The sequence below is a fragment of the Pseudomonas mosselii genome (genome assembly GCF_005796105.1).
GTDB lineage: Bacteria > Pseudomonadota > Gammaproteobacteria > Pseudomonadales > Pseudomonadaceae > Aquipseudomonas > Aquipseudomonas mosselii_C.
The window spans coordinates 453375-477362 of record NZ_VAUO01000002.1 but is presented as its reverse complement, the minus strand read 5'-3'; the positions used below and the strand labels follow the sequence as shown (position 1 = coordinate 477362).

The window sequence follows — 23988 nt, the reverse complement described above, 5'->3', positions numbered from 1 at the left end:
AATGGGGAGTTCACAGTGAAACCGGTCAAAGTAGGCATCTGTGGGTTGGGGACCGTCGGTGGCGGTACCTTCAATGTACTTCAGCGCAACGCCGAGGAGATTGCCCGCCGTGCCGGGCGCGGTATTGAAGTGGCACAGATTGCCATGCGCTCGCAGAACCCGAACTGCCAGATTACCGGTACCCCCATTACCGCTGACGTGTTCGAAGTTGCCAGCAACCCCGAGATCGATATCGTCATCGAGCTGATCGGCGGCTATACCATCGCCCGTGACCTGGTACTCAAGGCCATCGACAACGGCAAGCACGTTGTCACTGCCAACAAGGCGTTGATCGCCGTGCACGGCAACGAGATTTTCGCCAAGGCACGCGAGAAGGGCGTCATCGTTGCCTTCGAAGCGGCGGTAGCCGGTGGCATCCCGGTGATCAAGGCAATCCGCGAAGGCCTGTCGGCCAACCGCATCAACTGGCTGGCCGGGATCATCAACGGCACCGGCAACTTCATCCTCACCGAAATGCGCGAGAAAGGCCGCGCTTTCCCGGACGTGCTGGCCGAAGCCCAGGCGCTGGGTTACGCCGAAGCCGACCCAACGTTCGACGTCGAGGGCATCGATGCGGCGCACAAGCTGACCATCCTGGCATCCATCGCCTTTGGCATCCCGCTGCAATTCGACAAAGCCTACACCGAAGGCATCACCCAGCTGACCACCGCTGATGTCAATTACGCCGAGGCCCTGGGCTATCGCATCAAGCACCTGGGCGTGGCGCGCCGCACCCAGGCCGGTATCGAGCTGCGCGTACACCCGACGCTGATCCCAAGCGACCGTCTGATCGCCAACGTCAATGGCGTGATGAACGCGGTGATGGTCAACGGCGATGCCGCAGGCTCCACGCTGTACTACGGCGCCGGCGCCGGCATGGAACCGACCGCTTCGTCGGTGGTGGCCGACCTGGTGGATGTGGTGCGTGCCATGACCTCGGACCCAGAGAACCGCGTCCCGCACCTGGCCTTCCAGCCCGATTCGCTGTCGGACCACCCGATCCTGCCAATTGATGCGTGCGAGAGCGCCTACTACCTGCGGATCCAGGCCAAGGATCATCCCGGTGTCCTGGCCCAGGTGGCGAGCATCCTCTCCGAGCGTGGCATTAACATCGAGTCGATCATGCAGAAGGAAGCCGAGGAACAGGACGGCCTGGTGCCGATGATCCTGCTGACCCATCGTGTGGTCGAGCAGCGCATCGATGACGCCATCGTTGCTCTTGAGGCGCTCCAGGATGTGGTCGGCAATGTCGTGCGCATCCGCGTCGAACAGCTCAACTAAGCGGTAAGCCCCACGCTACAAGCTGCAAGCAGCTCGTGTTGGGGCTCTGAATGATTACATTTGCGGCAAAGTAGGGGCATCCTGCGCAAGAGCATCGCCGATCGGCTTTTTTCTTGTAGCTTGCAGCTCGCGACTTGCCGCTCAAACCGAAGGTTTGCACCCATGCGTTATATCAGTACCCGCGGCCAGGCTCCGGCCCTGAACTTCGAAGACGTGCTGTTGGCCGGCCTTGCCACCGATGGCGGCCTGTACGTTCCTGAAAACCTGCCACGCTTCACCCAGGAAGAGATCGCCTCCTGGGCTGGCCTGCCGTACCACGAGCTGGCCTTCCGGGTGATGCGCCCGTTCGTCGAAGGCAGCATCGCTGACGCCGACTTCAAGAAAATCCTCGAAGAAACCTACGGCAACTTCGCTCACGCCGCGGTGGCGCCGCTGCGCCAGCTCAATGGCAACGAGTGGGTGATGGAGCTGTTCCATGGCCCGACGCTCGCGTTCAAGGATTTCGCCCTGCAACTGCTCGGCCGCCTGCTTGACCACGTGCTGCTCAAGCGCGGCGAACGCGTGGTGATCGTCGGTGCCACCAGTGGTGATACCGGCTCGGCCGCCATCGAAGGCTGCCGCCGCTGCGATAACGTCGACATCTTCATCCTGCACCCGCACCAGCGCGTGTCGGAAGTGCAGCGCCGCCAGATGACCACCATCCTCGGCGAGAACATCCACAACATCGCCATCGAGGGCAACTTCGACGACTGCCAGGAGATGGTCAAGGCCAGCTTCGCCGACCAGTCGTTCCTCAAAGGCACGCGTTTGGTGGCGGTCAACTCGATCAACTGGGCGCGGATCATGGCCCAGATCGTCTACTACTTCCACGCCGCCTTGCAGCTCGGTGGCCCGGCTCGTTCGGTCGCGTTCTCGGTGCCGACCGGCAACTTCGGCGACATCTTCGCCGGCTACCTGGCACGCAACATGGGCCTGCCGATCAGCCAGCTGGTGGTCGCCACCAACCGCAACGACATCCTGCACCGCTTCATGAGCGGCAATCAGTACGTCAAGGATGCCCTGCACCCGACCCTGTCGCCGTCGATGGACATCATGGTCTCGTCCAACTTTGAGCGCTTGCTGTTCGACCTGCACGGTCGCAACGGTGCAGCGGTCGCCCAACTGATGGACACCTTCAAGCAAGGTGGCGGCTTCAGCGTCGAGCAGGACCGCTGGACCGAGGCGCGCAAGCTGTTCGATTCGCTGGCAGTGACCGACGAGCAGACCTGCGAAACCATCGCCGAGGTGTTCCAGAGCACCGGTGAGGTCCTCGACCCGCACACTGCCATTGGCGTCAAGGCGGCCCGTGAGTGCCGCCGCAGCCTGGACACCCCGATGGTGGTGCTGGGCACTGCGCACCCGGTCAAGTTCCCAGAGGCGGTCGAGAAGGCCGGTGTCGGCAAGGCACTGGAGCTGCCGGCGCACCTGAGCGACCTGTTCAGCCGCGAAGAGCGCTGCACGGTGCTGGCCAACGACCTGAAGACCGTTCAGGCGTTCGTCAGCCAGCATGGGAATCGTGGTAAGCCGCTGTAAGGTATCGCCCTTCGAGAAGAGCCCATCCTTTAGATGTAATGCTGTTCACTTAAGATCGTCGGGGCCGCTTTGCGGCCCTTTCCGGCCGGTCCGGCGCCGCGGCAAGGCTGCTCCTACAGAGCCCTAAGTGAACAGCACTACATCCTTTGGATGGGCTTTTTCTTATGTGGGAAAAAGCATCGGTCAACTTAGGAAGTTTCCTATAGGTTCGTGGTATGCGGGACACTTAGAGTGCGGCTCTTCAATTTCGTAGCGAGCCGCCCCGTGCACAGCCTTCGTGTTCTTATCCACCAGGCCAGGCCCTTCCATCAGATCTTCCTGCACCAGGCTTTCAACGCCCAAGGCGTGTTCCATGTGTGCGTAAGTGACGACTTGTGCGACACCCGCGCCTGGTTGGGGCGTGAGCAGGGTGTCGATGTGTTGGTGCTCGACCACAGGATGCCTGAGCCCTGTGCACGTTCGTTGTTCCAGTGTCTGCACAAGGGCGGCGCCCCGCGAGCGTTGCTGTTCGTCGGAGGGGTGGGCGAAAGGTCTCTCGACCTGGCCCAGGACGCCCGCACACAGGGGTTTCGCGTGGTTGGCGAGTTACCGTGGCCTATGTCGACGGTCGCCCTGCAACAGGCACTGGCACAGCTCTGAAGCCTTCGCTGGCGCATCGCCTGCAAACTGTCACATTGCCTGCGCATGCTCGACAAGGCGGGCCTGTGGGGCGAACTTTCCGATGGGCTCGACGGTCAGTTCCAGTATGTCCAACAGCCAACGAGTGATCCGGATGGAAAGAATCTGCAGACTGCTCAACGATGCCCTTGCCCCTTACCACGCCAGCCTCGGTAGCCTCGACGCCGATGGCGGTCGCCAACTGACACTGCATGACGAACACGGCACGCTCATCCTCCAGCGCAAGGTAGCTGCGTGTCAGTTACGCGAGCAGCGTCTGCTGGTCGACGTGGTCGATGGCCTGCATCGCGATCTACAGATCGCCGAAGGGCGTCTGCAACCCTGTGTGATCGCCGCGCTGCGACACCAGCATCAACCTCAGACCCAGGGAACCTTTGCCTGATTGGCCTATCTGAATGAGCAAGGGCAGGGTGACGGTGCTTAGCTCCGGTGCCGTTACGCTGTCGCGCGAAGCCTTCAGGGCTTGCACTTGACCCCGGTCGTCGACCCCAGCGACCGGGGTTTCTTTTGCCTAGTTCAGGGCTGTGGGGGGATATCGACAGCGGCATCCTCGAACAACTGCCTTGCCTGTTCCAGGTACTCGGCGCGCAGCGCCGGGTCCAGCCATTGGGTATACAGGCTGGGGAGCGTGTCGCGACGCAGTTGCAGCAGCAAGCGGTCGATGTGGTTTACCGCTTCGCGGCCCTGTGCAGTGTCGGTGCAGCCTACGCGCAAGAGCTGAAAGTGATCGACGCCTTCGATTGGATAGAACACATAGTCCTGCGCCGACCTGCCCTGTTGCTGTAGCAGATAGCGGAATTCGTGCCAGTAACCCAGTACCGCTTGCAGCCGGCCGAGCTGCTGCATCTGCAACAGGCTGGAGGTGGCGTCGCTGCCATAGTGCCGGGTCAACGCGCTGTCGGGAAACTGCTGGAGCATCGCGTCGACCTGGGCGCTGTAGCTGCGTTCGGCAACGATACCCAGCTTGAGCCGGGCGTCGCTCATCAGGTGGCGCAGGTTGACTTGGTGGCCATTGACGTAGGCTGCCAGCAGCCCTTGGTCCTGTTTGCGAACCACCAGTCCTCCGCTGAGCACCGCCAGCGAGGGTCTGGAAAAGTGCGCGTACTTGTCACGCTCGGGCGTCCACAGCAGCGTGGGGTCGCAGGTGAGCGCCGTGCCCTGGAGCATCTGGATGCCGCGGGCACGGTTGACCCTGAGGATGCTGTGGTCGTACTCGGGCATCTGCGCGATTAACAGCGGCAGCATCTGGTCGATCACGCCCTGGCCTTTGGCTGGGCCCTCGAAGATGGTGAATGGAGGCAGGTCGCGCACCAGCCATAGCAAATGTTCGCGAGGCGCTTGCGCCTGCGCGCTTAAGGCGCTCATCAGCAGGCAGAAAACCAGCGTCAGGCGAAGGTTGCACATGGGCCGGGTGCCTGGCGTATCAGACCGCGCCGCTCTGGCGCAGGCGGGCGATGGCGGCGGCATCGTAGCCAAGCCCGCCCAGCACCGTGTCGGTGTGTTCGCCCAGCTGCGGGCCTACCCAGTCGGCAGAGCCTGGGGTGTCGGACAGCTTGGGCACGATCCCCGGCATTCGGAACGGCTTGCCGTCCGGCAGCTTGGCCTGCAGGAACATCTCGCGGGCCAGGTACTGTGGGTCGTCGAACATATCCTGGGCCGAGTAGATGCGACTGGCGGGCACCTCGGCGTCGTTGAGTACCTGCATCACCTGGTTCAGCGGCAGGCTGTTGGCCCAACGGTCGATCACCCCGTACAGTTCGTCGCGGCGCGCATCACGGCCATCGTTGCTGGCCAGCGACGTGTCCTCGGCCAGGTCGTTGCGACCGATGGCCTGCATGAAGCGCTTGAAGATCGCATCGCCATTGGCACCAATCTGCACATGGCGACCGTCGGCAGTGGTATGGATGCTGGAGGGGGTGATGCCAGGCATGATGTTGCCGGTGCGCTCGCGGATGAAACCGAACACGTCGAATTCCGGGACCATGCTTTCCATCATGGCAAAGATCGCTTCGTACAAGGCCACGTCCACCACCTGGCCCTGACCGCCGTTTACCTCGCGATGACGCAAGGCCATCAGTGCGCCGATCACGCCCCACAGTGCGGCGATCGAGTCACCGATGGAAATCCCCGTGCGCACTGGCGGACGGTCCTCGAAACCGGTGATGTAGCGCAGCCCGCCCATCGACTCGCCGACCGCGCCGAAGCCTGGCTGGTCTTTCATCGGGCCGGTCTGGCCAAAGCCGGACAGGCGCACCATGACCAGGCGCGGATTGAGCGCATGTAGCACGTCCCAGCCCAAGCCGAGCTTTTCCAGCACGCCAGGGCGGAAATTCTCGATCAGGATGTCGGCCTCGGCGAGTAGCTGCTTGAGCACCTCGCGCCCTTCGGGGTGCTTGAGGTTGAGGGTGAGCGACTGTTTGTTGCGGGCCTGCACGAACCACCACAGCGAGGTGCCTTCGTAGAGCTTGCGCCATTTGCGCAGCGGATCGCCGCCATCGGGGGATTCGACCTTGATCACCTCGGCACCGAACTCGGCGCAGATACGCGAGGCGAACGGGCCGGCGATCAGGGTGCCAAGCTCGATGACTTTGAGGCCGGCGAGGGGTTTGCTGGGCGTAGACATGGGGCATCCGTGGCGAATGGCGTGGTGCGGTGGTTTTATCACAGCTCGACGGTGTCAGGTACTGCCGTCGCACCCATGCCAATGCGCAGCCGACCTCGGGCGCCAGATCGGGTAGACTGTCGCCCTTTCTTTTTCAACGAAGCCCCCGCCCATGGCCCAGCCGTCCACCACCTACAAGTTCGAACTGAATCTGACCGACCTCGACCGCGGCGTATACGAAAGCGTTCGCCAGACCATCGCCCGGCACCCGTCCGAAACCGAGGAGCGCATGGCTGTGCGCTTGTTGGCATATGCCCTCTGGTACAACGAGAGCCTGTCGTTCGGCCGTGGTCTGTCGGATGTCGATGAAGCCGCGTTGTGGGAAAAGAGCCTGGATGACCGCATCCTGCACTGGATCGAAGTCGGCCAGCCCGATGCTGAGCGCCTGACCTGGTGTTCGCGTCGCACCGAGCGCACCAGCCTGCTGGCCTACGGCAGTCTGCGTGTATGGCAGAACAAAGTGCTGGATGCGGTCAAGGGCCTGAAGAACCTGAGTATTGCCGCAGTGCCTCAGGAGGTGCTGGAAACCCTGGCCACTGACATGCCGCGCACCATCAAGTGGGACGTGATGATCAGCGAAGGCACTGTATTCGTCACCGACGACCGTGGTCAGCATGAAGTGCAGCTGGAGTGGCTGCTTGGCGAGCGCGGTTGAACTGGCCTCCACCTGACGATTGAAGACCCCATGCGTATCGAACCCCGTCCTCTGCCCCCGACATTGCCCCTGCTGGGCAACCTGCCACCGTTGCTGACTCGCCTATATGCCGCCCGTGGCGTGCAGTCCGAGACTGAACTGGACAAGAGCCTGGCGCGGTTACTGCCGTACCAGCAGCTCAAGGGGATCGACGCGGCAGTGGACGTGTTGCTGCAGGCACTGGATCAACGCCAGCGTATCCTCATCGTCGGTGACTTCGATGCTGACGGCGCCACCGCCAGTACCGTCGGGGTCCTGGGTCTGCGCCTGCTGGGCGCTGCGCATGTCGATTACCTGGTGCCGAATCGTTTCGAGTACGGTTATGGCCTGACCCCCGAGATTGTCGAGGTGGCGCTGCAGCGTCAGCCCCAGTTGCTGATCACGGTGGATAACGGTATCTCCAGCGTAGAAGGGGTGGCGGCCGCCAAGGCGGCCGGCCTCACGGTGCTGGTGACCGACCACCATTTGCCGGGCGAGCAGTTGCCGGCGGCCGACGCCATCGTCAATCCCAACCAACCGGGTTGCGCATTCCCGAGCAAAGCGTTGGCAGGGGTCGGGGTGATCTTCTACGTGCTGATGGCCCTACGTGCACGTTTGCGCAGTCTTGGGCGCTACGAGCAGCAACCGCAGCCGAACATCGGCGAGCTGCTGGACTTGGTGGCGCTGGGCAGTGTCGCCGACGTGGTGCCGCTGGATGCCAACAACCGCATCCTGGTGCACCAGGGACTGGAGCGTATCCGTGCCGGTCGCGCCCGGCCAGGGCTCAAGGCGATTCTCGAAGTGGCTCGGCGCGATCACCGGCGCATCACCTCTACCGATCTTGGCTTCATCCTGGGGCCACGGCTCAACGCGGCTGGCCGTCTGGACGACATGAGCCTGGGTATCGAGTGCCTGCTGTGCGATGACGCGGCGTTGGCATTGGACATGGCGCAGCAACTCGATGGCTTGAACCAGGATCGCAAGTCCATCGAGCAGGGCATGCAGCGCGAGGCTTTGGCCCAACTCAAGGACCTGCCGCTTGAGTCCATGCCTTATGGCCTGTGCCTGTTCGACGCGGATTGGCACCAGGGCGTGATCGGAATCCTCGCTTCACGCTTGAAGGAGCGCTACCACCGACCGACCATCGCGTTCGCCGACGCGGGCGAGGGCGTGCTCAAGGGCTCTGCACGCTCTGTGCCGGGCTTTCACATTCGCGATGCGCTGGATGCCATCGCCGCGCGCCAGCCGCAGTTGATCAGCAAGTTCGGCGGCCACGCCATGGCGGCGGGGTTGTCGCTGCCGGAGGGTAATTTCCCGGCATTCGCCCAGGCTTTCGATGAAGAAGTGCGGCGTCACCTGGGTGAAGACGATTTGACTGGCCGGTTGTTGTCTGATGGCAGCCTGGCAGTCGAGGAGTTCCATCTCGACCTGGCCAAGGCGCTGCGCAACGCCGGGCCTTGGGGGCAGCACTTTCCCGAGCCGTTGTTCCATGGGGTGTTCCAGTTGGTGGAGCAGCGTGTGGTGGGTGAGCGGCATTTGAAGGTGGTGCTCAAGAGCGAGTGCGGTGCGGTACGCCTGGACGGTATCGCCTTTGGCATTGACCGCGACGTATGGCCGAACCCCACGGTGCGTTGGGTGGAGTTGGCGTACAAGCTGGACGTGAACGAGTTTCGTGGCAACGAAAGCGTGCAGTTGATGATTGCCCACATGGAGCCGCGCTGAGGGCTTGAACGCGGGCCTGGCAGCCTTTCAATTGACATTTGGCAGGGCCGCTTGCGGCCCGTTCGCGGCAGCCCAAACGCAAGCAATGAGTCCGAGAAATCCGAACCCCACCCCCATGGTCTAGTCTGAATCAAACCGGTACCGGCCCCACCCCTACAATGACCCTCCGGACCGGAACAAACCATTGGAGTCCCTGGGAGGTGCCGTCATGAGCCTGCTGCTTGAGCCCTACACCCTACGCCAACTCACCCTGCCCAACCGCATTGCCGTATCCCCCATGTGCCAGTATTCCGCCGCCGACGGCCTGGCCAACGACTGGCATCTGGTGCATCTGGGCAGCCGCGCGGTAGGTGGCGCGGGCCTGGTGATCACCGAAGCCGTTGCGGTCACCGCCGATGGTCGCATTACGGCCGATGACCTTGGCCTGTGGAGCGATCAACAGATCGCCCCGTTGCAACGCATCACCCGTTTCATCACTGCCCAGGGTGCCGTACCAGGCATCCAGCTTGCTCACGCCGGACGCAAGGCGAGCACCTATCGCCCCTGGCTTGGCAAGCATGGCAGCGTCAAGCCTGAAGAGGGCGGCTGGCAACCGGTAGGGCCGTCGAAGATTGCCTTCGACCCCGAACACACCCCGCCACGGGAGTTGAGCAAGGAGGACATCCAGCAGATCATCGATGCGTTCGTCAGCGCCACCGAGCGGGCACTGGAGGCCGGCTTCAAGGTGGTCGAGATCCATGCCGCGCATGGCTATTTGCTGCACCAGTTCCTCTCGCCACTGAGCAACCAGCGCCGTGACGAGTACGGCAGTTGCTTCGAAAACCGCATCCGCCTCACTTTGCAAGTGACCGAGGCGGTGCGCAAGGTCTGGCCACAGGAGCTGCCGTTGTTCGTGCGCGTCTCAGCCACCGACTGGGTAGAAGACGGCTGGAACCCCGATGAAACCGTCGAGCTGGCCCGCCGCCTGCGCGTCTTGGGCGTTGACCTGATCGACGTGTCATCCGGCGGCACTTCGGTCAATGCCGAGATCCCCACCGGCCCCGGTTACCAGACACGCTTTGCCGAACGCGTGCGCAAGGAGTCGGAAATCGCGACTGGCACAGTTGGCATGATCACCGAGCCTGCGCAGGCCGAACACATCCTGCGTACCGGCCAGGCCGATGTGATTTTTCTTGCTCGTGAACTGCTGCGCGATCCTTACTGGCCGCTGCATGCCGACGACGACCTGGGCGGCAACAAGGCCACGTGGCCTGCCCAATATCAGCGCGCTACCAGTCGGGCCAATCCGATCCACGAGTCGGACCTGAGGGATTAGTGTTTGACTCTTCGCGGGCAAGCCCGCTCCCGCAGATACTGCGCTTAGCCTGAGGCAGGCGCGGTACCTGTGGGAGCGGGCTTGCCCGCGAAGAGGACGGTAGCTTCAACAAAGCATCAATGCTTGAACATCACATGCCGCACGCAGGTGTAGTCCTCCAGCCCATACATCGACATGTCTTTGCCGTACCCCGAGTGCTTCTGCCCGCCATGGGGCATTTCGCTGACCAGCATGAAGTGCGTGTTCACCCAGGTGCAGCCATATTGCAGGCGTGCCGCCAGGCGGTGGGCACGCCCGGTGTCGCGGGTCCAGACCGATGAGGCCAGGCCGTACTCGGAGTCGTTGGCCCATTCCAGCGCCTGCGCTTCGTCGGTGAAGCGGGTAACCGACACCACCGGACCGAATACTTCGTGGCGTACGATCTCATCATCCTGCTGGGCATCGGCCAGCACGGTCGGCTCGAAGAAGAAACCGTCGCCTGGTATGGCTTTGCCACCGGTCACCAGGCGGATGTGCGGCAGGGCGATGGCGCGTTGCACCAAGCCTGCGACTTTGTCGCGGTGTTGGGCACTGATCAGCGGGCCGAGTTCAGTACCCTCGGCGTCCTGCAGGCCGGGTTTGATACTGGCCACTGCTGCGCCAAGGCGTTCGACGAACTGCTCGTAGATGCCATCTTGCACATACAGCCGGCAGGCGGCCGTACAGTCCTGGCCTGCGTTGTAGAAGCCAAAGGTACGGATGCCGTCGATGGCCGCGTCGATGTCGGCATCGTCGAACACCAGCACCGGCGCCTTGCCGCCCAGTTCCATGTGCATGCGTTTCACGCTGTTGGCGGTGGCTCCGATGATGTGCGCGCCGGTGGGGATGGAGCCGGTCAGCGAAACCATGCGCACTTTGGCGTGGGTGACCAGTGGGTTGCCGACGCTCTGGCCGCGTCCGAACAGAATGTTGAGCACCCCAGCCGGCAGCAGTGCCTGGGCCAGCTCGCCCAGACGCAGGGCGGTCAGTGGGGTGAGTTCCGAGGGCTTGATCACCACCGTGTTGCCGGCAGCCAAGGCCGGAGCGATTTTCCACGCCAGCATCATCAGTGGGTAGTTCCAGGGTGCGATGGAGGCCACCACGCCCAGTGGGTCGCGGCGGATCATCGAGGTATGCCCCGGCAGGTATTCACCAGCCGCCGAACCGCCCAAGCAGCGTGCAGCTCCGGCGAAATAACGGAACACATCGGCGATGGCCGGGATCTCGTCGCCCAGCGCGGCGGGGTAGGGCTTGCCGCAGTTCTGCGATTCGAGCCGGGCCAGTTCCTCGGCGTGCGCTTCGATCACATCGGCGATGGCCAACAGGGCTGCCGAGCGCTCCTTGGGCGTGGTCTGTGACCAACCGTCGAACGCCTGCTCGGCGGCGCGCACGGCGGTGTCTACCTGGGCCTCGGTGGCCTCGTTGATTTGCGCCAGGGCAGTACCCGTGGCCGGGTCGAGTACCGTCCAGGCCGGGCCTTCGCCATTGACCAGGCGGCCGTTGATCAACATTCGGGTTTGCATCGTGAACTCCTTGTGGGTCATTTGCCGCTGCCCGCCACGCTTTCACCGCCGCGGGTCAGGTAATAGGCGCCGAGAATCGGCAGCATGGTCACCATCATCACCAGCATGGCGACCACATTGGTCACCGGCACGTCCCTTGGGCGATTGAGCTGGTTGAGCAGCCAGATCGGCAGGGTGCGCTCGTTGCCGGCGGTGAAGGTGGTGACGATGATTTCGTCGAACGACAGGGCGAAGGCCAGCATGCCTCCGGCCAACAAGGCTGAACCGAGGTTGGGCAGGATGATGTAGCGGAAGGTCTGCCAGCCGTCGGCGCCCAAGTCCATCGAGGCTTCGATCAAGCTTTGCGAGGTGCGCCGCAAGCGGGCGATGACGTTGTTGTAGACGATCACTACGCAGAACGTCGCGTGGCCGACCACGATGGTGAACAACCCAGGCTCCACGCCAAGCGCCTTGAATGCCGAGAGCAGGGCGATACCGGTGATGATGCCGGGCAGCGCGATGGGCAGGATCAGCATCAGTGAGATGCTTTCCTTGCCGAAGAAATCGCGTCGGTACAGCGCTACCGAGGCCAAAGTGCCCAGCACCAGGGCAATTGCCGTAGCCAGGCATGCCACCTGTAGCGACAGCGTGATCGCCTCCAGGACATCGGCTCGGGCGAAGGCCACGGCGAACCAGTTCAGGGTGAATCCCTGGGGCGGAAAACTGAACGCGGCATCCTCGGTATTGAAGGCGTACAGCAGGATGATCAGGATCGGGAAGTGCAGGAACACCAGCCCGCCCCAAGCCGCCAGGCGCAGGCCCCATGAGGCGTTCTCAGAGTGCATCGAAGGCCCCCAGGCGTTTGACGATGGACAGGTAGATGGCGATCAGCACAATCGGCACCAGGGTGAAGGCCGCCGCCATGGGCATGTTGCCGATCGCCCCTTGCTGGGCGTAGACCATGCTGCCGATGAAGTAGCCGGGCGGGCCGATCAGTTGCGGCACGATGAAGTCGCCCAAGGTCAGCGAGAAGGTGAAGATCGAACCCGCAGCGATGCCCGGCACTGATAGTGGCAGTACCACCTGCATGAAGGTTTGCCGAGGGCGCGCGCCGAGGTCTGCCGAGGCTTGCAGCAGCGACGGCGGCAGGCGTTCCAGCGCGGCCTGGATCGGCAGGATCATGAACGGCAGCCAGATGTACACGAACACCAGAAAGCGCCCCAGGTGCGAGGTGGACAGCGTACTGCCGCCCACGCCTGGGATGCCCAGCACCCACTGCAACACGCCTTCCAGGTGCAACTGCTGGATGAACCACTGCGCCACCCCGCCTTTGGCCAGCAGCAAGGTCCAGGCGTAGGTCTTGACGATGTAGCTGGCCCACATCGGCATCATCACCGCGATGTAGAAGAACGCCTTGGTCCGGCCACGGGTGTACCGGGCCATGTAGTAGGCGATGGGGAAGGCCAGGGCGGCGCTGGCCAGCGACACGGCCACGGCCATGCTCAAGGTGCGCAGGATGATGTCGAAGTTCGACGGGCTGAACAGCGCGGTGAAGTTGGCCAGGGTCAGTTCCGGCGTCACCGTCATGGAGAAGTCGTCGAAGGTGTAGAAGCCCTGCCAGAGCAGGTTCAGCAGCGAACCCAGGTAGATCGCGCCGAACCATAGTAAAGGCGGAATCAGCAGCATCAGCAGGTACAGGTTCGGGCGCCGGTACAGTAGGTTGCTCAGGCGCCGTAGCGGCGCGGCCTGCGCCTGCGCCGCTGGCACGGCCAGGCTCATGGCTGGGTTTCCTGCAGCGCGGTCATCGCCTCGCGTGGCCAGCTGGCCTGCACGCGCTGGCCGGTTTGCCACAGCGGCGGATGTTCCAGCCACTGGTCGTTGGCCTGGCTCACGGCGAGTATCTGGCCGCTGTCGAGCCTGAGTTCGAAGCGCGTGGCGCTGCCTTGGTACTGGATGTCATGCAGCTCGCCGTCCACCTGCACCTCATGGGCGCTTGTACTGCCACCCAGCCGGATGTGTTCGGGGCGGATCGAGAACGGCTGTGTGCTACCACTGAGCTGCTGCGCCAGTGCGCCGCGCAGTACGTTGGAGGTGCCGACGAACTCGGCCACGAACGTGGTGGCCGGCTTCATGTAGAGGTTGCGCGGGGTATCGACTTGCTCGATACGCCCGTGGTTGAACACCGCCACCCGGTCGGACATCGACAGTGCTTCGGTCTGATCATGGGTGACGAAGATGAAGGTGATGCCCAGTTGGCGCTGAAGCTTTTTCAACTCGCCCTGCATCTGCTCGCGTAGTTTCAAATCCAGCGCGCCCAAGGGCTCGTCGAGCAGCAGCACACGCGGACGGTTGACCAGCGCGCGGGCCAGCGCCACCCGCTGACGCTGGCCGCCAGACAGCTGCGCGGGTTTGCGATCACCGTAACCGTCCAGGGCGACCATGCCCAAGGCTTCGTTGGCGCGGGCGTGCCGCTCGGCTTTGGCCACGCCTTTGACCTTCAGGCCATAGGCCACGTTGTCACGTACATTCATGTGCGGGAACAGGGCGTAGTCCTGGAACACGGTGTTGACGTCGCGTTGGTAAGGCGGCAGGCCCGCTGCCTCGCTGCCGTGAATGCGGATCGAGCCGCTGCTGGGCTGCTCGAAACCGGCGATCAGGCGCAGGCAGGTGGTCTTGCCCGAACCGGAGGGGCCGAGCATGGAGAAGAACTCGCCATCCTGGATGTCGATGCTGACTTGGTCGACTGCCCTGACTTCGCCGAAGGTGCGGCAAACCTGGGTGAACTGGACTGCTGGGGGCATTCGGTAGCTCCGGCTTTGGTCGCGTGTCAACAGGTTCAGCGCTTAACTCAAGGTATGCGCGGTCCCTGTAGGAGCGGGTTTACCCGCGAACACCGGCCTTTAGGCCGGTGCCATTCACTGAGCTGCATGCTTGGCGGGTGACCCCGCTCCAACAGGGGGGCGGGACACCTGGCAAAATTGCTTCCTGTTACCGTCCACCCATGATCGCGATGTAATCCTGGGTCCAGCGGCTGTAGGGCACGAACTTACCGCCTTCGGACTGTGGGGTCTTCCAGAAGGCGATCTTGTCAAAGTTGTCGAAGCCGTTGGTCTTGCAGCCCTCGGCTCCGAGCAGCTCGCTGCCGGTGCAGGCGGCGGGCACTGCCGGTAACGACCCGAACCAGGCGGCTACGTCACCTTGCACTTTGGGCTGCAATGACCAATCCATCCACTGGTAGGCGCAGTTCGGGTGCTTGGCTTCGGCGTGCAGCATGGTGGTGTCGGCCCAGCCGGTAGCGCCTTCTTTGGGCACCACCGAGGCGACGGGCTGTTTATCGGCTTGCAAGCCATTGACCATGTAGCCCCAGGAGCTGGTGGCGACCACGCCCTCGTTCTTCACATCGCTCATCTGCACGGTCGCGTCGTGCCAGTAGCGGTGGATCAGTGGCTGCTGCTGGCGCAGCAGGTCAAGCACGGCCTTGTATTGTGCCTCGGTGAGTTCGTAGGGGCTCTGGATCCCGAGTTCAGGCTTGGCCGACTTGAGGTAGAGCGCTGCGTCGGCGATGTAGATCGGCCCGTCGTAGGCTTGTACACGGCCCTTGTTAGGCTTGCCGTCGGGCAGGTTCTGCGGCTCGAACACCACCCCCCAGCTGGTGGGCGGAGTCTTGAACACGTTGGTGTTGTACAGCAGCACGTTTGGGCCCCACTGATAGGGCGTGCCATAGACCTGATCCTTGACCACGTACCAAGCACCCCCTTGCAGGCGCGGGTCGAGGTTCTTCCAGTTGGGGATCAGCGCGGTGTTGATCGGTTGCACGCGCTTGCCTGCAATCAGCCGCAACGAGGCATCCCCCGAGGCGGTCACCAGGTCGTAGCCACCCTTGCTCATCAAGCTGACCATCTCGTCGGAGGTGGCGGCGGTCTTGACGTTGACCTTGCAGCCCGTCTGCTTCTCGAAGCCGCTCACCCAGTCGTAGGCCTTGTCGCTGTCACCGCGCTCGATATAGCCGGGCCAGGCGATGATATCCAGCTGTCCTTCGCTGGCACCGAGCTTTTGTGGCAGGCCAGCGGCGTGGACGCCGGCGCTGGCCAGCAGGGCACCGAGCAAAACGGTCTTTTGCACTGACATGATGTTCCCTCTTGTTGGATGTCGTGAGCGCGACAGTGAGCGAGCCAGCCGGTTGAAACACCGGTTGTGCAAGGATGGCCAGAACGAGTCTAGTCCGCTTTTGCCGATGCTCGGTGCAACATCTGGAAGCATTTGTTCAGGTGGCTAACGGCGGGCGTCGCCCTACTCTGGTGGCCTGTTTTTCATCGCGTGGAGAGACGCACATGAATACCCGCGGTCTGCTCGATCAATTACTCAAGTCCGGCCAGCAACTGCTGGCTGACAAAGCCGGTAAGGGAACCGCCAAACCGTCTGCCGGAGGCCTCGGCAACCTGCTCTCCGGCGCCGGTGGTGGTGCCCTGGCGGCGGGGGCGATGGGCTTGCTGATGGGCAACAAGAAAGCCCGCAAGTATGGCGGCAAGGTGCTCACCTACGGCGGCCTGGCCGCACTCGGGGTATTGGCCTACAAAGCCTACGGCAACTGGCAGGCGCGCCAGGGAAGCACCATTCACGAGCCGCAGACCCTTGACCGCCTGCCGCCTGCCCAGGCCGAGCAGCACAGCCAGGCGGTGTTGCGCGCGCTGGTGGCCGCAGCCAAGTCAGATGGCCATATCGATGAGCGCGAGCGGGCCTTGATCGAGGGCGAGTTCACCCGTCTGGACAGCGACCGTGAATTGCAGCACTGGCTGCATGCCGAGCTGAACAAGCCTCTCGACCCTGCCGAAGTCGCGCGTGCGGCGCAGACGCCGGAAATGGCCGCCGAAATGTATTTGGCCAGCGTGATGATGGTCGATCAGGAAAACTTCATGGAACGTGCCTACCTCGACGAGTTGGCCCGCCAACTGCGCCTTGAGCCGACGCTGCGTCAGGAGCTGGAGAGCCAGGTTCGGCTTGCGGCCGGTCAGTAGCAGGCATTTTGCTATCAATCTTGCAGCGCAGGCCTGAATAACGCTGTATTCAGCCACATAAGCGCAGGGCGCCTGGGCTATACTTCGGCAATTTTTCCCCGCTTGTGACGAATTCCTGAGGGCTGAATGTGAAGAACTGGACCTTGCGCCAACGGATCCTGGCAAGTTTCGCTGTGATCATTGCCATCATGTTGCTGATGATCGTGGCCGCCTACTCGCGGCTAGACGCTATCGAGTCCAGTGAAGCACAAGTCGGCTCCGACAGCATTCCCGGGGTCTACTACAGCTCGATGATTCGCAGCGCCTGGGTCGACAGCTACGTCACCAGTCAGCAACTGGTAGGGCTGTCGAACCGCCGCGAGATCACCTCGGCCGACCTCGAGTTGTTCAAAAGCTTCGAGGATCGGCTCAAGGAGCAGATGGCCAATTACCAGGCCACCATCCGCACCGCAGAGGACCAGACGGCTTTCGACCTGTTCACCCAACAGGAGCAGGACTACCTCAAGATCATCACCCAGGTGCTCGATGCCTACCGCAGCCACGATTACAACGAGGCCCAGCGCCTGATCGGCGACGTGCTCACGCCAGCCTGGGTGGAGGGGCGCAAGCACCTGAACACGGTGATTGAGCGCAACCGCCAGTCGGCCGACGCGGCCACCAACGAGATCGTCAGCGCGGTGTCCACGGCCAAGGTCAGCATGATCGTGTCGCTGGCGTTGGCGATCATCGCCGCCGGCGTCTGTGGGCTGTTGCTGATGCGTGCGATCAGCTCGCCCATGCAGCGCATCGTCCACGCCCTTGACCGGTTGCGCTCGGGCGACCTGAGCATGCGCCTGAGCCTGGATCGCAGGGATGAGTTTGGCGCCATCGAAAGTGGCTTCAACGAAATGGCTGAATCCCTGGCGGGGCTGGTGGCCCAGGCGCAGCGTTCGTCGGTGCAGGTGACCACCTCGGTTACCGAGATCGCGGCCACCTCCAAGCAGCAACAGGCCACCGCCACCGAGACCGCCGCCACTACCACCGAAATCGGCGCCACCTCGCGCGAAATCGCCGCCACCTCGCGTGACTTGGTGCGCACCATGACCGAGGTCACCAGCGCCGCCGACCAGGCCTCGAGCCTGGCCGGCTCCGGTCAGCAAGGGCTGGCCCGCATGGAAGAGACCATGCACCAGGTCATGGGCGCCGCCGACCTGGTCAACGCCAAGCTGGGCATTCTTAACGAGAAAGCCAGCAACATCACTCAGATGGTAGTGACCATCGTCAAGGTGGCCGACCAGACCAACCTGCTGTCGCTCAACGCCGCCATCGAGGCGGAAAAGGCGGGTGAGTACGGTCGCGGCTTCTCCGTGGTAGCCACCGAGGTGCGCCGCCTGGCCGATCAGACCGCTGTGGCGACCTACGACATCGAACAGATGGTGCGCGAGATCCAGTCGGCGGTGTCGGCTGGGGTGATGGGCATGGACAAGTTCTCTGAAGAGGTGCGCCGTGGCATGTTCGAGGTGCAGCAGGTCGGCGAGCAACTGAGCCAGATCATCCATCAGGTGCAGGCGCTGGCGCCGCGTGTACTGATGGTCAACGAAGGCATGCAGGCCCAGGCCACCGGTGCCGAGCAGATCAACCAGGCCTTGGCGCAATTGAGCGATGCCAGCACTCAGACCGTCGAGTCACTGCGCCAGGCGAGTTTCGCCATCGATGAGCTGAGCCAGGTGGCTTCTGGTCTGCGCGGCGGTGTCTCGCGCTTCAAAGTCTGACGACGATGAACCATTCGCATCCCCACGAGGACCGCACGGCCAAGGGCATGCTGTACCTGCAATTTCGTATCAGGGCGCAGCGCTTTGCCCTGGATGTGCGCGAGGTGCTCGAGGTGCTGCCGCGTCGGCCACTCAAGCCCATCGCCCAGGCCCCGGCCTGGGTCGCCGGGGTGCTCGCCCACCGTGGTGAACTGGTGCCGGTGATCGATGTGTCGGCGCTGAGTTTCGGTGTGCAGGCGGCCGCGCGTAGCAGCACGCGCCTGGTGTTGGTGCGTTACCACGGCGATCCGTTGCGCCCGGCGCTGCCGCTGGGGCTGATCCTCGAACAAGCCACCGAGACGGTGCGTTGTCACCCTGATGAGTTCAAGCCGTACGGCCTGGACAACGGCGCGGCGCCTTACCTGGGCCCGGTGCGCGAGGATGCTGCTGGCTTGTTGCAGCGTATCTGCGTGGACGACTTGTTGCCCGAAGCGGTGCGCCAGTTGCTGTATCCGAATGCGCCCGGGCAGGTGCCGGCATGAGCAAACAACGGTTCTTCCGCTTCTTGCAAGAGCGCATCGGGCTGGATGTGGAGTCGGTCGGTGTGTCGATGGTCGAGCGCGCCTTGCAGCAACGCTGCAGTGTGCTGCAGGCCGTCGATCTTGACGACTATTGGCTGCGCTTGCGCCAGTCGGCCGCCGAGCAGCAGGCGCTGATCGAGGCGGTGATCGTGCCTGAAACCTGGTTCTTTCGTTACCCCGAGTCGTTCACGGCACTTGCGGGGCTGGCGCAAAAACGGGCGGCGGAACTGGCGGGAAGTCGGCCGCTGCGTATCCTCAGCCTGCCCTGTTCGACTGGCGAAGAGCCCTATTCGATCGCCATGGCCTTGCTCGACGCCGGGTTCTGCCCTGGAACGTTCCGCATCGACGGCATCGACATCAGCCCCAACTCCGTGGCCAAGGGGCAGCAGGCCGAGTATGGGCGCAACTCGTTTCGTGGCAGCGATCTGGCCTACCGCACGCGGCACTTCAGCGAGACTGGAACCGAGGATATCTACTGCCTGAGTCCGCAGGTGCGGCAAACGGTCGAGCTTCAGGTAGGCAACGTGCTGGACCCTGCGCTCAGCCGTCGCGACGGGCTGTACGATTTCGTGTTCTGCCGCAACCTGCTGATCTATTTCGATGTGCCCACCCAGCAGCGCGTGTTCGAGGTACTCAAGCGCCTGGCCGACCGTCAAGGCGTGCTGTTCATCGGGCCGGCTGAGGGTAGCCTGTTGGCACGTATGGGCATGCGTGCGTTGGGGATCGCCCAGTCGTTCGCCTACGTGCGCCAGGACGAGGCCCCAGCGCCGCTGCCGGTCAAGGCCAGCCATCCGCCCGTGCCGCCGCCGCTACCCAGCATGCCCCGCCCAGCCCCACGCCCCGCGCGCGCGGCACCACTGCCGGTGGCCCCGCGCGAGAGCGAGGGGCAGTTGCTGGCGGCCATCGCCCAGGCAGCCAACGGCGGCGACAGCCGTCAGGCCCGACGCGACTGCGAGCGCTACTTGCAGCAGTTCGCACCCAAGGCCCAGGTGTATTACTGGTTGGGCCTGCTTAGCGACACTGAAGGCGATGCGGCACAGGCCATCATCCACTACCGCAAGGCCCTGTACCTGGACCCCCAGCATCCCGAGGCGCTGATGCACCTGGCTGCGCTGCTGGCCTCGCAGGGCGACCAGAGCGGTGCCCGGCGCTTGCAGGCGCGAGCGGCGCGGGTCGGCAGGGAGTCTGAACGATGAGCGTTGACTACGACATGCAGGTGATCGCCCAGGATGACGAGGCCATCGACGATTGCTGGAACCGCATCGGCGTGCACGGCAACAAGCAGTGCCCACTGTTGCAACGGCATATTCATTGCCGCAACTGTGAGGTCTACGCCGCCGCAGCCTCGCGCTTGCTGGACCGCTACGCGCAGCTTGAGCACGACGGTGACGATGCGTCGGTAGCGCTCGAACAGGCCAATAGCGGGCGTTCGATGCTGCTGTTCCGGTTGGGCGATGAGTGGCTGGCGTTGTCCACGGCCAGCTTGAGCGAGATCGCGCCGTTGCAGCCAGTGCACTCGTTGCCGCACCAGCGGTCGCGGGTATTGCAAGGGGTGGCCAATGTACGCGGGGCGCTGGTCCCGTGCCTGTCGTTGGCCGATCTGCTCGGGGTGGCGGTCGAGGCCCAGGCCCCGCGTAGCGGGCGGAGCATGCCGCGCATGCTGATCCTTGCCGCCGAGGGTGGGCCGGTGGTGGTGCCGGTGGATGAGATCGACGGTATTCATCGACTCGACCCCGAGCACCTGGAGCAGGGTCGCGACACCGCTCATTTCACTGCAGCGGTGCTGCAATGGCGCAGCCGTAGCGTGCGGGTACTGGACGAACAACATCTACTGCAAGCTGTGAAGCGGAGCCTGTCATGACCCCCGAGCAAATGCGCGATGCTTCGTTGCTCGAACTTTTCAGCCTGGAGGCCGAGGCGCAGACCCAGGTGCTCAGTGCCGGCCTGATGGCCCTGGAACGCAACCCGGCGCAGCCCGATCAGCTCGAAGCCTGCATGCGCGCGGCCCACTCGCTCAAGGGCGCTGCGCGGATCGTCGGTATCGACGCCGGGGTCAGCGTCGCGCATGTCATGGAGGATTGCCTGGTCGCCGCGCAGGAAGGTCGTCTGCAACTGCGCCCCGAGCATATCGACGCCCTGCTGCAAGGCACCGACTTGTTGATGCGCATCGCCACGCCGGGTGACAAGGGCGGCGAGGCCGCAGTGCCGGTGTTCCTGGTGCAGATGGCGGGCCTGCTGGACCCGTCGGCGGCGCTGCCGATGCCCGCGGTGCCAGCCGTTGTCGCGCCTGCGCAGTTTGAGCCGCTCGCTGTCCGCGAGCCCGACCCAGCCCCTGATGCAGAGCCGGAACCAGAACCTGCGACGCCCCGCAAGGCAGGCAAGCGCGATGCGGCTGAGCGGGTCCTGCGGGTCACGGCTGACCGTCTCAACAGCCTGCTCGATCTGTCGAGCAAGTCGCTGGTCGAGACCCAGCGGCTCAAGCCCTACCTGGCCACGCTGCAGCGTCTCAAGCGCATGCACGGCCAGGGCATGCGTGCGCTCGACGGCCTCAAGACCCAGCTCGAGGGTAGCGGCCAGGGCCCCGAAGTGCTTGACGCCCTGGCCCAGACTCAGCAGTTGCTGGCCGAAACCCAGCAAATCCTGTTGCAACAGGCCACCGACCTTGACGAGTTCGGCTGGCAGGCCAGCCAGCGCGCGCAATTGCTCTACGACACCGCCCTGGCCTGCCGCATGCGCCCGTTCGCCGATGTCTTGACCGGGCAGAGCCGCATGGTTCGAGACTTGGGGCGCTCCCTGGACAAACCGGTGCGACTGGTCGTGGAGGGCGAGAAGACCCAGGTCGATCGCGATGTCCTGGAAAAGCTCGAAGCGCCGCTGACGCACCTGCTACGCAACGCGGTCGATCATGGTATCGAACTGCCCGAGCGGCGCTTGTTGGCCGGCAAGCCTGCCGAAGGCACAGTACGCCTGCGTGCCTCGCACCAGGCCGGGTTGTTGGTGCTGGAACTGTCCGACGATGGCGCCGGTGTCGACCTCGAGCGCTTGCGCCGCAACATCGTCGCGCGTGGCCTATCGCCGGCCGAGACAGTGGCGCAGATGAGCGAGGCCGAGCTGTTGACCTTCCTGTTCCTGCCAGGCTTCAGCCTGCGCGACACGGTGACCGAGGTGTCCGGTCGCGGTGTGGGTTTGGATGCGGTGCAGCACATGGTCCGCGAGCTGCGCGGCGCCATCGAGCTGACCCAGACGGCGGGCCAGGGCTGCTGCTTCCACCTAGAGGTGCCGCTGACCCTGTCGGTGGTACGCAGCCTGGTGGTGGAGGAGGGGGGCGAGGCGTATGCCTTCCCGTTGGCCCATATCGAGCGGACTTTGGATGTACCTGCCGAGGCCATCGTGCAGATCGAAGGGCGCCAGCACTTCTGGCACGAGGACCGGCATATCGGACTGGTGGCTGCCAGCCAGTTGCTCAACCGCCCGGCTGCTCAAGGTGACGGCCAGAGCCTGCGAGTGGTGGTGATCCGCGAGCGCGACCAGTTGTATGGCGTGGCCGTGCAGCGCTTGATCGGCGAGCGGGTACTGGTGGTGATGCCGCTCGACCCGCGCCTGGGCAAGGTTCAGGATATCTCGTCGGGCGCGTTGCTCGACGATGGCTCGGTGGTGCTGATCATCGACGTCGAAGACCTGCTGCGCTCAGTGGAAAAACTGCTCAGCACCGGCCGCCTGGAGCGTGTCGAGCGGGGCGGCAAAGGCGACCGGGGTGTTCCGCGCAAGCGCGTGCTGGTGGTCGACGACTCGCTCACCGTGCGTGAGCTGCAACGCAAACTGTTGAGCAATCGCGGCTACGAAGTGGCGGTGGCGGTGGATGGCATGGACGGTTGGAACGCCCTGCGCAGCGAGGATTTCGACCTGTTGATCACCGACATCGACATGCCGCGCATGGACGGCATCGAACTGGTGACCTTGGTGCGCGGCGACCATCGCCTGCAATCGTTGCCGGTGATGGTGGTCTCCTACAAGGACCGCGAAGAAGACCGACGACGTGGACTGGATGCCGGCGCCGACTATTATCTGGCCAAAGCCAGCTTCCATGACGATGCGTTGCTGGATGCCGTCGAGGAACTGATCGGAGGTGCCCAGGGATGAAGATTGCCATCGTCAATGACATGCCCATGGCAGTCGAGGCCTTGCGTCGCGCCTTGGCCTTCGAGCCGGCGCATCAGGTGGTATGGGTGGCCAGCAATGGTGCCGAGGCCATTGCCCGCTGCGCCGAGCAGACCCCGGACCTGATCCTCATGGACTTGATCATGCCGGTGATGGACGGTGTGGAGGCCACGCGGCGGATTATGGCCGAGACCCCGTGCGCCATCGTCATTGTCACGGTTGATCGCAAGCAGAACGTGCATCGGGTGTTCGAGGCCATGGGCTATGGCGCCCTGGATGTGGTCGATACCCCCGCGTTGGGCGCCGGTGATCCCCGCGAGGCCGCAGCCCCGCTGCTGCGCAAGATCCTCAATATCGCCTGGTTGATCGGCCAGCAACGCCCCAGCACGCCGCGCGCGGTGCCGACGGCCCTGCGCGAGGCGTCGCAGCGTCAGGGCTTGGTCGCGATTGGCTCGTCAGCCGGCGGGCCGGCAGCGCTGGAGGTCTTGCTCAAAGGGCTGCCGCGCGACTTCCCGGCCGCCATCGTGCTGGTGCAGCACGTCGATCAGGTGTTCGCCGCCGGCATGGCTGAATGGCTGTGCTCCGCCAGTGGCTTGCCGGTGCGCCTGGCGCTTGAAGGGGAGCCTCCGCAGCCTGGCCAGGTGCTGCTGGCCGGAACCAATCACCACATTCGCCTGCTCGAAGGCGGTCGGTTGGCCTACACTGCCGAACCAGTCAACGAAATCTACCGCCCCTCGATCGATGTGTTCTTCGAGAGCGTGGCGCGCTATTGGAGGGGCGATGCGGTCGGCGTGTTGCTCACCGGTATGGGCCGCGATGGGGCTCAGGGGCTCAAGCTGATGCGCGAGCAGGGCTTTTTGACCATCGCCCAGGACCAGCACAGCAGTGCGGTATACGGCATGCCCAAGGCGGCGGCCGCGATTGGCGCAGCTGTCGAGATCCGTCCGCTTGAACGCATAGCCGGACGCCTGATGGATATTTTTTCGAAATGACGACATGCAATGATTCACGCCGCCTGGCCGGCAGTGATCGGGTGACTAGG

Annotated in this window: 21 protein-coding genes; 14 read left to right on the top strand and 7 right to left on the bottom strand. The window is 63.8% G+C overall.

Translation table 11 applies throughout. The features are described from left to right. The first annotated feature begins 15 nt into the window (after positions 1 to 15). The 4 genes from FEM01_RS07165 (at position 16) to FEM01_RS07150 (ending at position 3952) form a co-directional block, all read left to right on the top strand. Positions 16 to 1320, top strand: a complete 1305-nt coding sequence (locus FEM01_RS07165; protein WP_138218707.1) for a homoserine dehydrogenase — start codon at positions 16 to 18, stop codon at positions 1318 to 1320. 162 nt (positions 1321 to 1482) lie between these two features. After that, a complete protein-coding gene (gene thrC, locus FEM01_RS07160) occupies positions 1483 to 2892 on the top strand; it encodes a threonine synthase (RefSeq protein ID WP_138218705.1) in 1410 nt (469 codons plus the stop codon). A gap of 264 nt (positions 2893 to 3156) precedes the next feature. After that, positions 3157 to 3531 carry a histidine kinase gene (locus tag FEM01_RS07155; protein ID WP_138218703.1) on the top strand — a complete coding sequence of 125 codons (375 nt, stop codon included), beginning with the start codon at positions 3157 to 3159 and terminating at the stop codon, positions 3529 to 3531. A gap of 133 nt (positions 3532 to 3664) precedes the next feature. Continuing rightward, the gene (locus FEM01_RS07150; RefSeq protein ID WP_138218701.1) at positions 3665 to 3952 is read left to right on the top strand and encodes a DUF3509 domain-containing protein; all 288 of its coding nucleotides are present in this window, start codon (positions 3665 to 3667) and stop codon (positions 3950 to 3952) included. Between the two features lie 134 nt (positions 3953 to 4086). Here FEM01_RS07150 and FEM01_RS07145 read toward each other — a convergent pair whose 3' ends face one another. Then, the gene (locus tag FEM01_RS07145; protein WP_138218699.1) at positions 4087 to 4974 is read right to left on the bottom strand and encodes a TIGR02285 family protein; all 888 of its coding nucleotides are present in this window, start codon (positions 4972 to 4974) and stop codon (positions 4087 to 4089) included. A 19-nt stretch (positions 4975 to 4993) separates the two neighbouring features. Continuing rightward, the gene (locus tag FEM01_RS07140) at positions 4994 to 6193 is read right to left on the bottom strand and encodes a CaiB/BaiF CoA transferase family protein (protein ID WP_138218697.1); all 1200 of its coding nucleotides are present in this window, start codon (positions 6191 to 6193) and stop codon (positions 4994 to 4996) included. Between the two features lie 151 nt (positions 6194 to 6344). Between FEM01_RS07140 and FEM01_RS07135 the strand changes: the two genes are divergently transcribed. The 3 genes from FEM01_RS07135 to FEM01_RS07125 all read left to right on the top strand — a co-directional run bounded on the left by FEM01_RS07135 (position 6345) and on the right by FEM01_RS07125 (position 9942). After that, positions 6345 to 6887, top strand: a complete 543-nt coding sequence (locus FEM01_RS07135) for a YaeQ family protein (protein WP_138218695.1) — start codon at positions 6345 to 6347, stop codon at positions 6885 to 6887. A 30-nt stretch (positions 6888 to 6917) separates the two neighbouring features. Continuing rightward, positions 6918 to 8627, top strand: coding sequence for a single-stranded-DNA-specific exonuclease RecJ (gene recJ / locus FEM01_RS07130; protein WP_138218693.1), 1710 nt, complete (start codon positions 6918 to 6920; stop codon positions 8625 to 8627). Positions 8628 to 8835: 208 nt separating this feature from the next. After that, the gene (locus FEM01_RS07125; RefSeq protein ID WP_138218691.1) at positions 8836 to 9942 is read left to right on the top strand and encodes an NADH:flavin oxidoreductase/NADH oxidase; all 1107 of its coding nucleotides are present in this window, start codon (positions 8836 to 8838) and stop codon (positions 9940 to 9942) included. Between the two features lie 116 nt (positions 9943 to 10058). Here the strand turns inward: FEM01_RS07125 and FEM01_RS07120 are convergent, their stop codons facing one another. The 5 genes from FEM01_RS07120 to ydcS all read right to left on the bottom strand — a co-directional run bounded on the left by FEM01_RS07120 (position 10059) and on the right by ydcS (position 15590). After that, complete coding sequence (locus tag FEM01_RS07120; protein WP_138218689.1) at positions 10059 to 11483, bottom strand: gamma-aminobutyraldehyde dehydrogenase; 1425 nt, start codon at positions 11481 to 11483, stop codon at positions 10059 to 10061. 17 nt (positions 11484 to 11500) lie between these two features. Beyond that, entirely contained in the window at positions 11501 to 12307 is an 807-nt protein-coding gene (locus FEM01_RS07115) for an ABC transporter permease (RefSeq protein WP_138218687.1), read from the bottom strand. Continuing rightward, entirely contained in the window at positions 12297 to 13241 is a 945-nt protein-coding gene (locus tag FEM01_RS07110; protein ID WP_138218685.1) for an ABC transporter permease, read from the bottom strand. Before FEM01_RS07110 ends, FEM01_RS07115 begins: the two co-directional genes overlap by 11 nt. Further along, complete coding sequence (locus FEM01_RS07105) at positions 13238 to 14263, bottom strand: ABC transporter ATP-binding protein (RefSeq protein WP_138218683.1); 1026 nt, start codon at positions 14261 to 14263, stop codon at positions 13238 to 13240. The genes FEM01_RS07110 and FEM01_RS07105 overlap by 4 nt, the downstream gene beginning before the upstream one ends. 187 nt (positions 14264 to 14450) lie before the next feature. Continuing rightward, positions 14451 to 15590 (bottom strand): putative ABC transporter substrate-binding protein YdcS, encoded by a 1140-nt coding sequence (gene ydcS, locus FEM01_RS07100; RefSeq protein WP_138218681.1) that lies wholly within the window; start codon positions 15588 to 15590, stop codon positions 14451 to 14453. Between the two features lie 203 nt (positions 15591 to 15793). On the opposite strand from ydcS, the gene FEM01_RS07095 reads away from it, so the two are divergent. The 7 genes from FEM01_RS07095 (at position 15794) to FEM01_RS07065 (ending at position 23938) form a co-directional block, all read left to right on the top strand. Then, complete coding sequence (locus FEM01_RS07095; protein ID WP_138218679.1) at positions 15794 to 16477, top strand: tellurite resistance TerB family protein; 684 nt, start codon at positions 15794 to 15796, stop codon at positions 16475 to 16477. A 128-nt stretch (positions 16478 to 16605) separates the two neighbouring features. Beyond that, positions 16606 to 18228: a methyl-accepting chemotaxis protein gene (locus FEM01_RS07090; RefSeq protein ID WP_138218677.1), complete on the top strand. Its 1623-nt coding sequence runs from the start codon at positions 16606 to 16608 to the stop codon at positions 18226 to 18228. A gap of 5 nt (positions 18229 to 18233) precedes the next feature. After that, entirely contained in the window at positions 18234 to 18749 is a 516-nt protein-coding gene (locus FEM01_RS07085; protein WP_138218675.1) for a chemotaxis protein CheW, read from the top strand. Beyond that, a complete protein-coding gene (locus tag FEM01_RS07080) occupies positions 18746 to 19984 on the top strand; it encodes a CheR family methyltransferase (RefSeq protein WP_138218673.1) in 1239 nt (412 codons plus the stop codon). The genes FEM01_RS07085 and FEM01_RS07080 overlap by 4 nt, the downstream gene beginning before the upstream one ends. Beyond that, positions 19981 to 20649, top strand: a complete 669-nt coding sequence (locus tag FEM01_RS07075) for a chemotaxis protein CheW (protein WP_138218671.1) — start codon at positions 19981 to 19983, stop codon at positions 20647 to 20649. Before FEM01_RS07080 ends, FEM01_RS07075 begins: the two co-directional genes overlap by 4 nt. After that, complete coding sequence (locus FEM01_RS07070) at positions 20646 to 22928, top strand: hybrid sensor histidine kinase/response regulator (protein WP_138218669.1); 2283 nt, start codon at positions 20646 to 20648, stop codon at positions 22926 to 22928. The genes FEM01_RS07075 and FEM01_RS07070 overlap by 4 nt, the downstream gene beginning before the upstream one ends. Next, positions 22925 to 23938, top strand: a complete 1014-nt coding sequence (locus tag FEM01_RS07065) for a chemotaxis response regulator protein-glutamate methylesterase (RefSeq protein ID WP_138218667.1) — start codon at positions 22925 to 22927, stop codon at positions 23936 to 23938. The genes FEM01_RS07070 and FEM01_RS07065 overlap by 4 nt, the downstream gene beginning before the upstream one ends. Positions 23939 to 23988 lie beyond the last annotated feature (50 nt).

Excerpts from the sequence above, each read along its gene's own strand:
- ydcS (WP_138218681.1), bottom strand. The coding sequence starts at position 15,590 with ATGTCAGTGCAAAAGACCGTTTTGCTCGGTGCCCTGCTGGCCAGCGCC.
- FEM01_RS07065 (WP_138218667.1), top strand. The coding sequence starts at position 22,925 with ATGAAGATTGCCATCGTCAATGACATGCCCATGGCAGTCGAGGCCTTG.
- FEM01_RS07125 (WP_138218691.1), top strand. The coding sequence starts at position 8,836 with ATGAGCCTGCTGCTTGAGCCCTACACCCTACGCCAACTCACCCTGCCC.
- FEM01_RS07080 (WP_138218673.1), top strand. The coding sequence starts at position 18,746 with ATGAGCAAACAACGGTTCTTCCGCTTCTTGCAAGAGCGCATCGGGCTG.
- FEM01_RS07150 (WP_138218701.1), top strand. The coding sequence starts at position 3,665 with ATGGAAAGAATCTGCAGACTGCTCAACGATGCCCTTGCCCCTTACCAC.
- recJ (WP_138218693.1), top strand. The coding sequence starts at position 6,918 with ATGCGTATCGAACCCCGTCCTCTGCCCCCGACATTGCCCCTGCTGGGC.
- FEM01_RS07105 (WP_138218683.1), bottom strand. The coding sequence starts at position 14,263 with ATGCCCCCAGCAGTCCAGTTCACCCAGGTTTGCCGCACCTTCGGCGAA.
- FEM01_RS07145 (WP_138218699.1), bottom strand. The coding sequence starts at position 4,974 with ATGTGCAACCTTCGCCTGACGCTGGTTTTCTGCCTGCTGATGAGCGCC.
- FEM01_RS07095 (WP_138218679.1), top strand. The coding sequence starts at position 15,794 with ATGAATACCCGCGGTCTGCTCGATCAATTACTCAAGTCCGGCCAGCAA.
- thrC (WP_138218705.1), top strand. The coding sequence starts at position 1,483 with ATGCGTTATATCAGTACCCGCGGCCAGGCTCCGGCCCTGAACTTCGAA.
- FEM01_RS07135 (WP_138218695.1), top strand. The coding sequence starts at position 6,345 with ATGGCCCAGCCGTCCACCACCTACAAGTTCGAACTGAATCTGACCGAC.
- FEM01_RS07115 (WP_138218687.1), bottom strand. The coding sequence starts at position 12,307 with ATGCACTCTGAGAACGCCTCATGGGGCCTGCGCCTGGCGGCTTGGGGC.
- FEM01_RS07120 (WP_138218689.1), bottom strand. The coding sequence starts at position 11,483 with ATGCAAACCCGAATGTTGATCAACGGCCGCCTGGTCAATGGCGAAGGC.
- FEM01_RS07070 (WP_138218669.1), top strand. The coding sequence starts at position 20,646 with ATGACCCCCGAGCAAATGCGCGATGCTTCGTTGCTCGAACTTTTCAGC.
- FEM01_RS07110 (WP_138218685.1), bottom strand. The coding sequence starts at position 13,241 with ATGAGCCTGGCCGTGCCAGCGGCGCAGGCGCAGGCCGCGCCGCTACGG.
- FEM01_RS07075 (WP_138218671.1), top strand. The coding sequence starts at position 19,981 with ATGAGCGTTGACTACGACATGCAGGTGATCGCCCAGGATGACGAGGCC.
- FEM01_RS07140 (WP_138218697.1), bottom strand. The coding sequence starts at position 6,193 with ATGTCTACGCCCAGCAAACCCCTCGCCGGCCTCAAAGTCATCGAGCTT.
- FEM01_RS07085 (WP_138218675.1), top strand. The coding sequence starts at position 18,234 with ATGAACCATTCGCATCCCCACGAGGACCGCACGGCCAAGGGCATGCTG.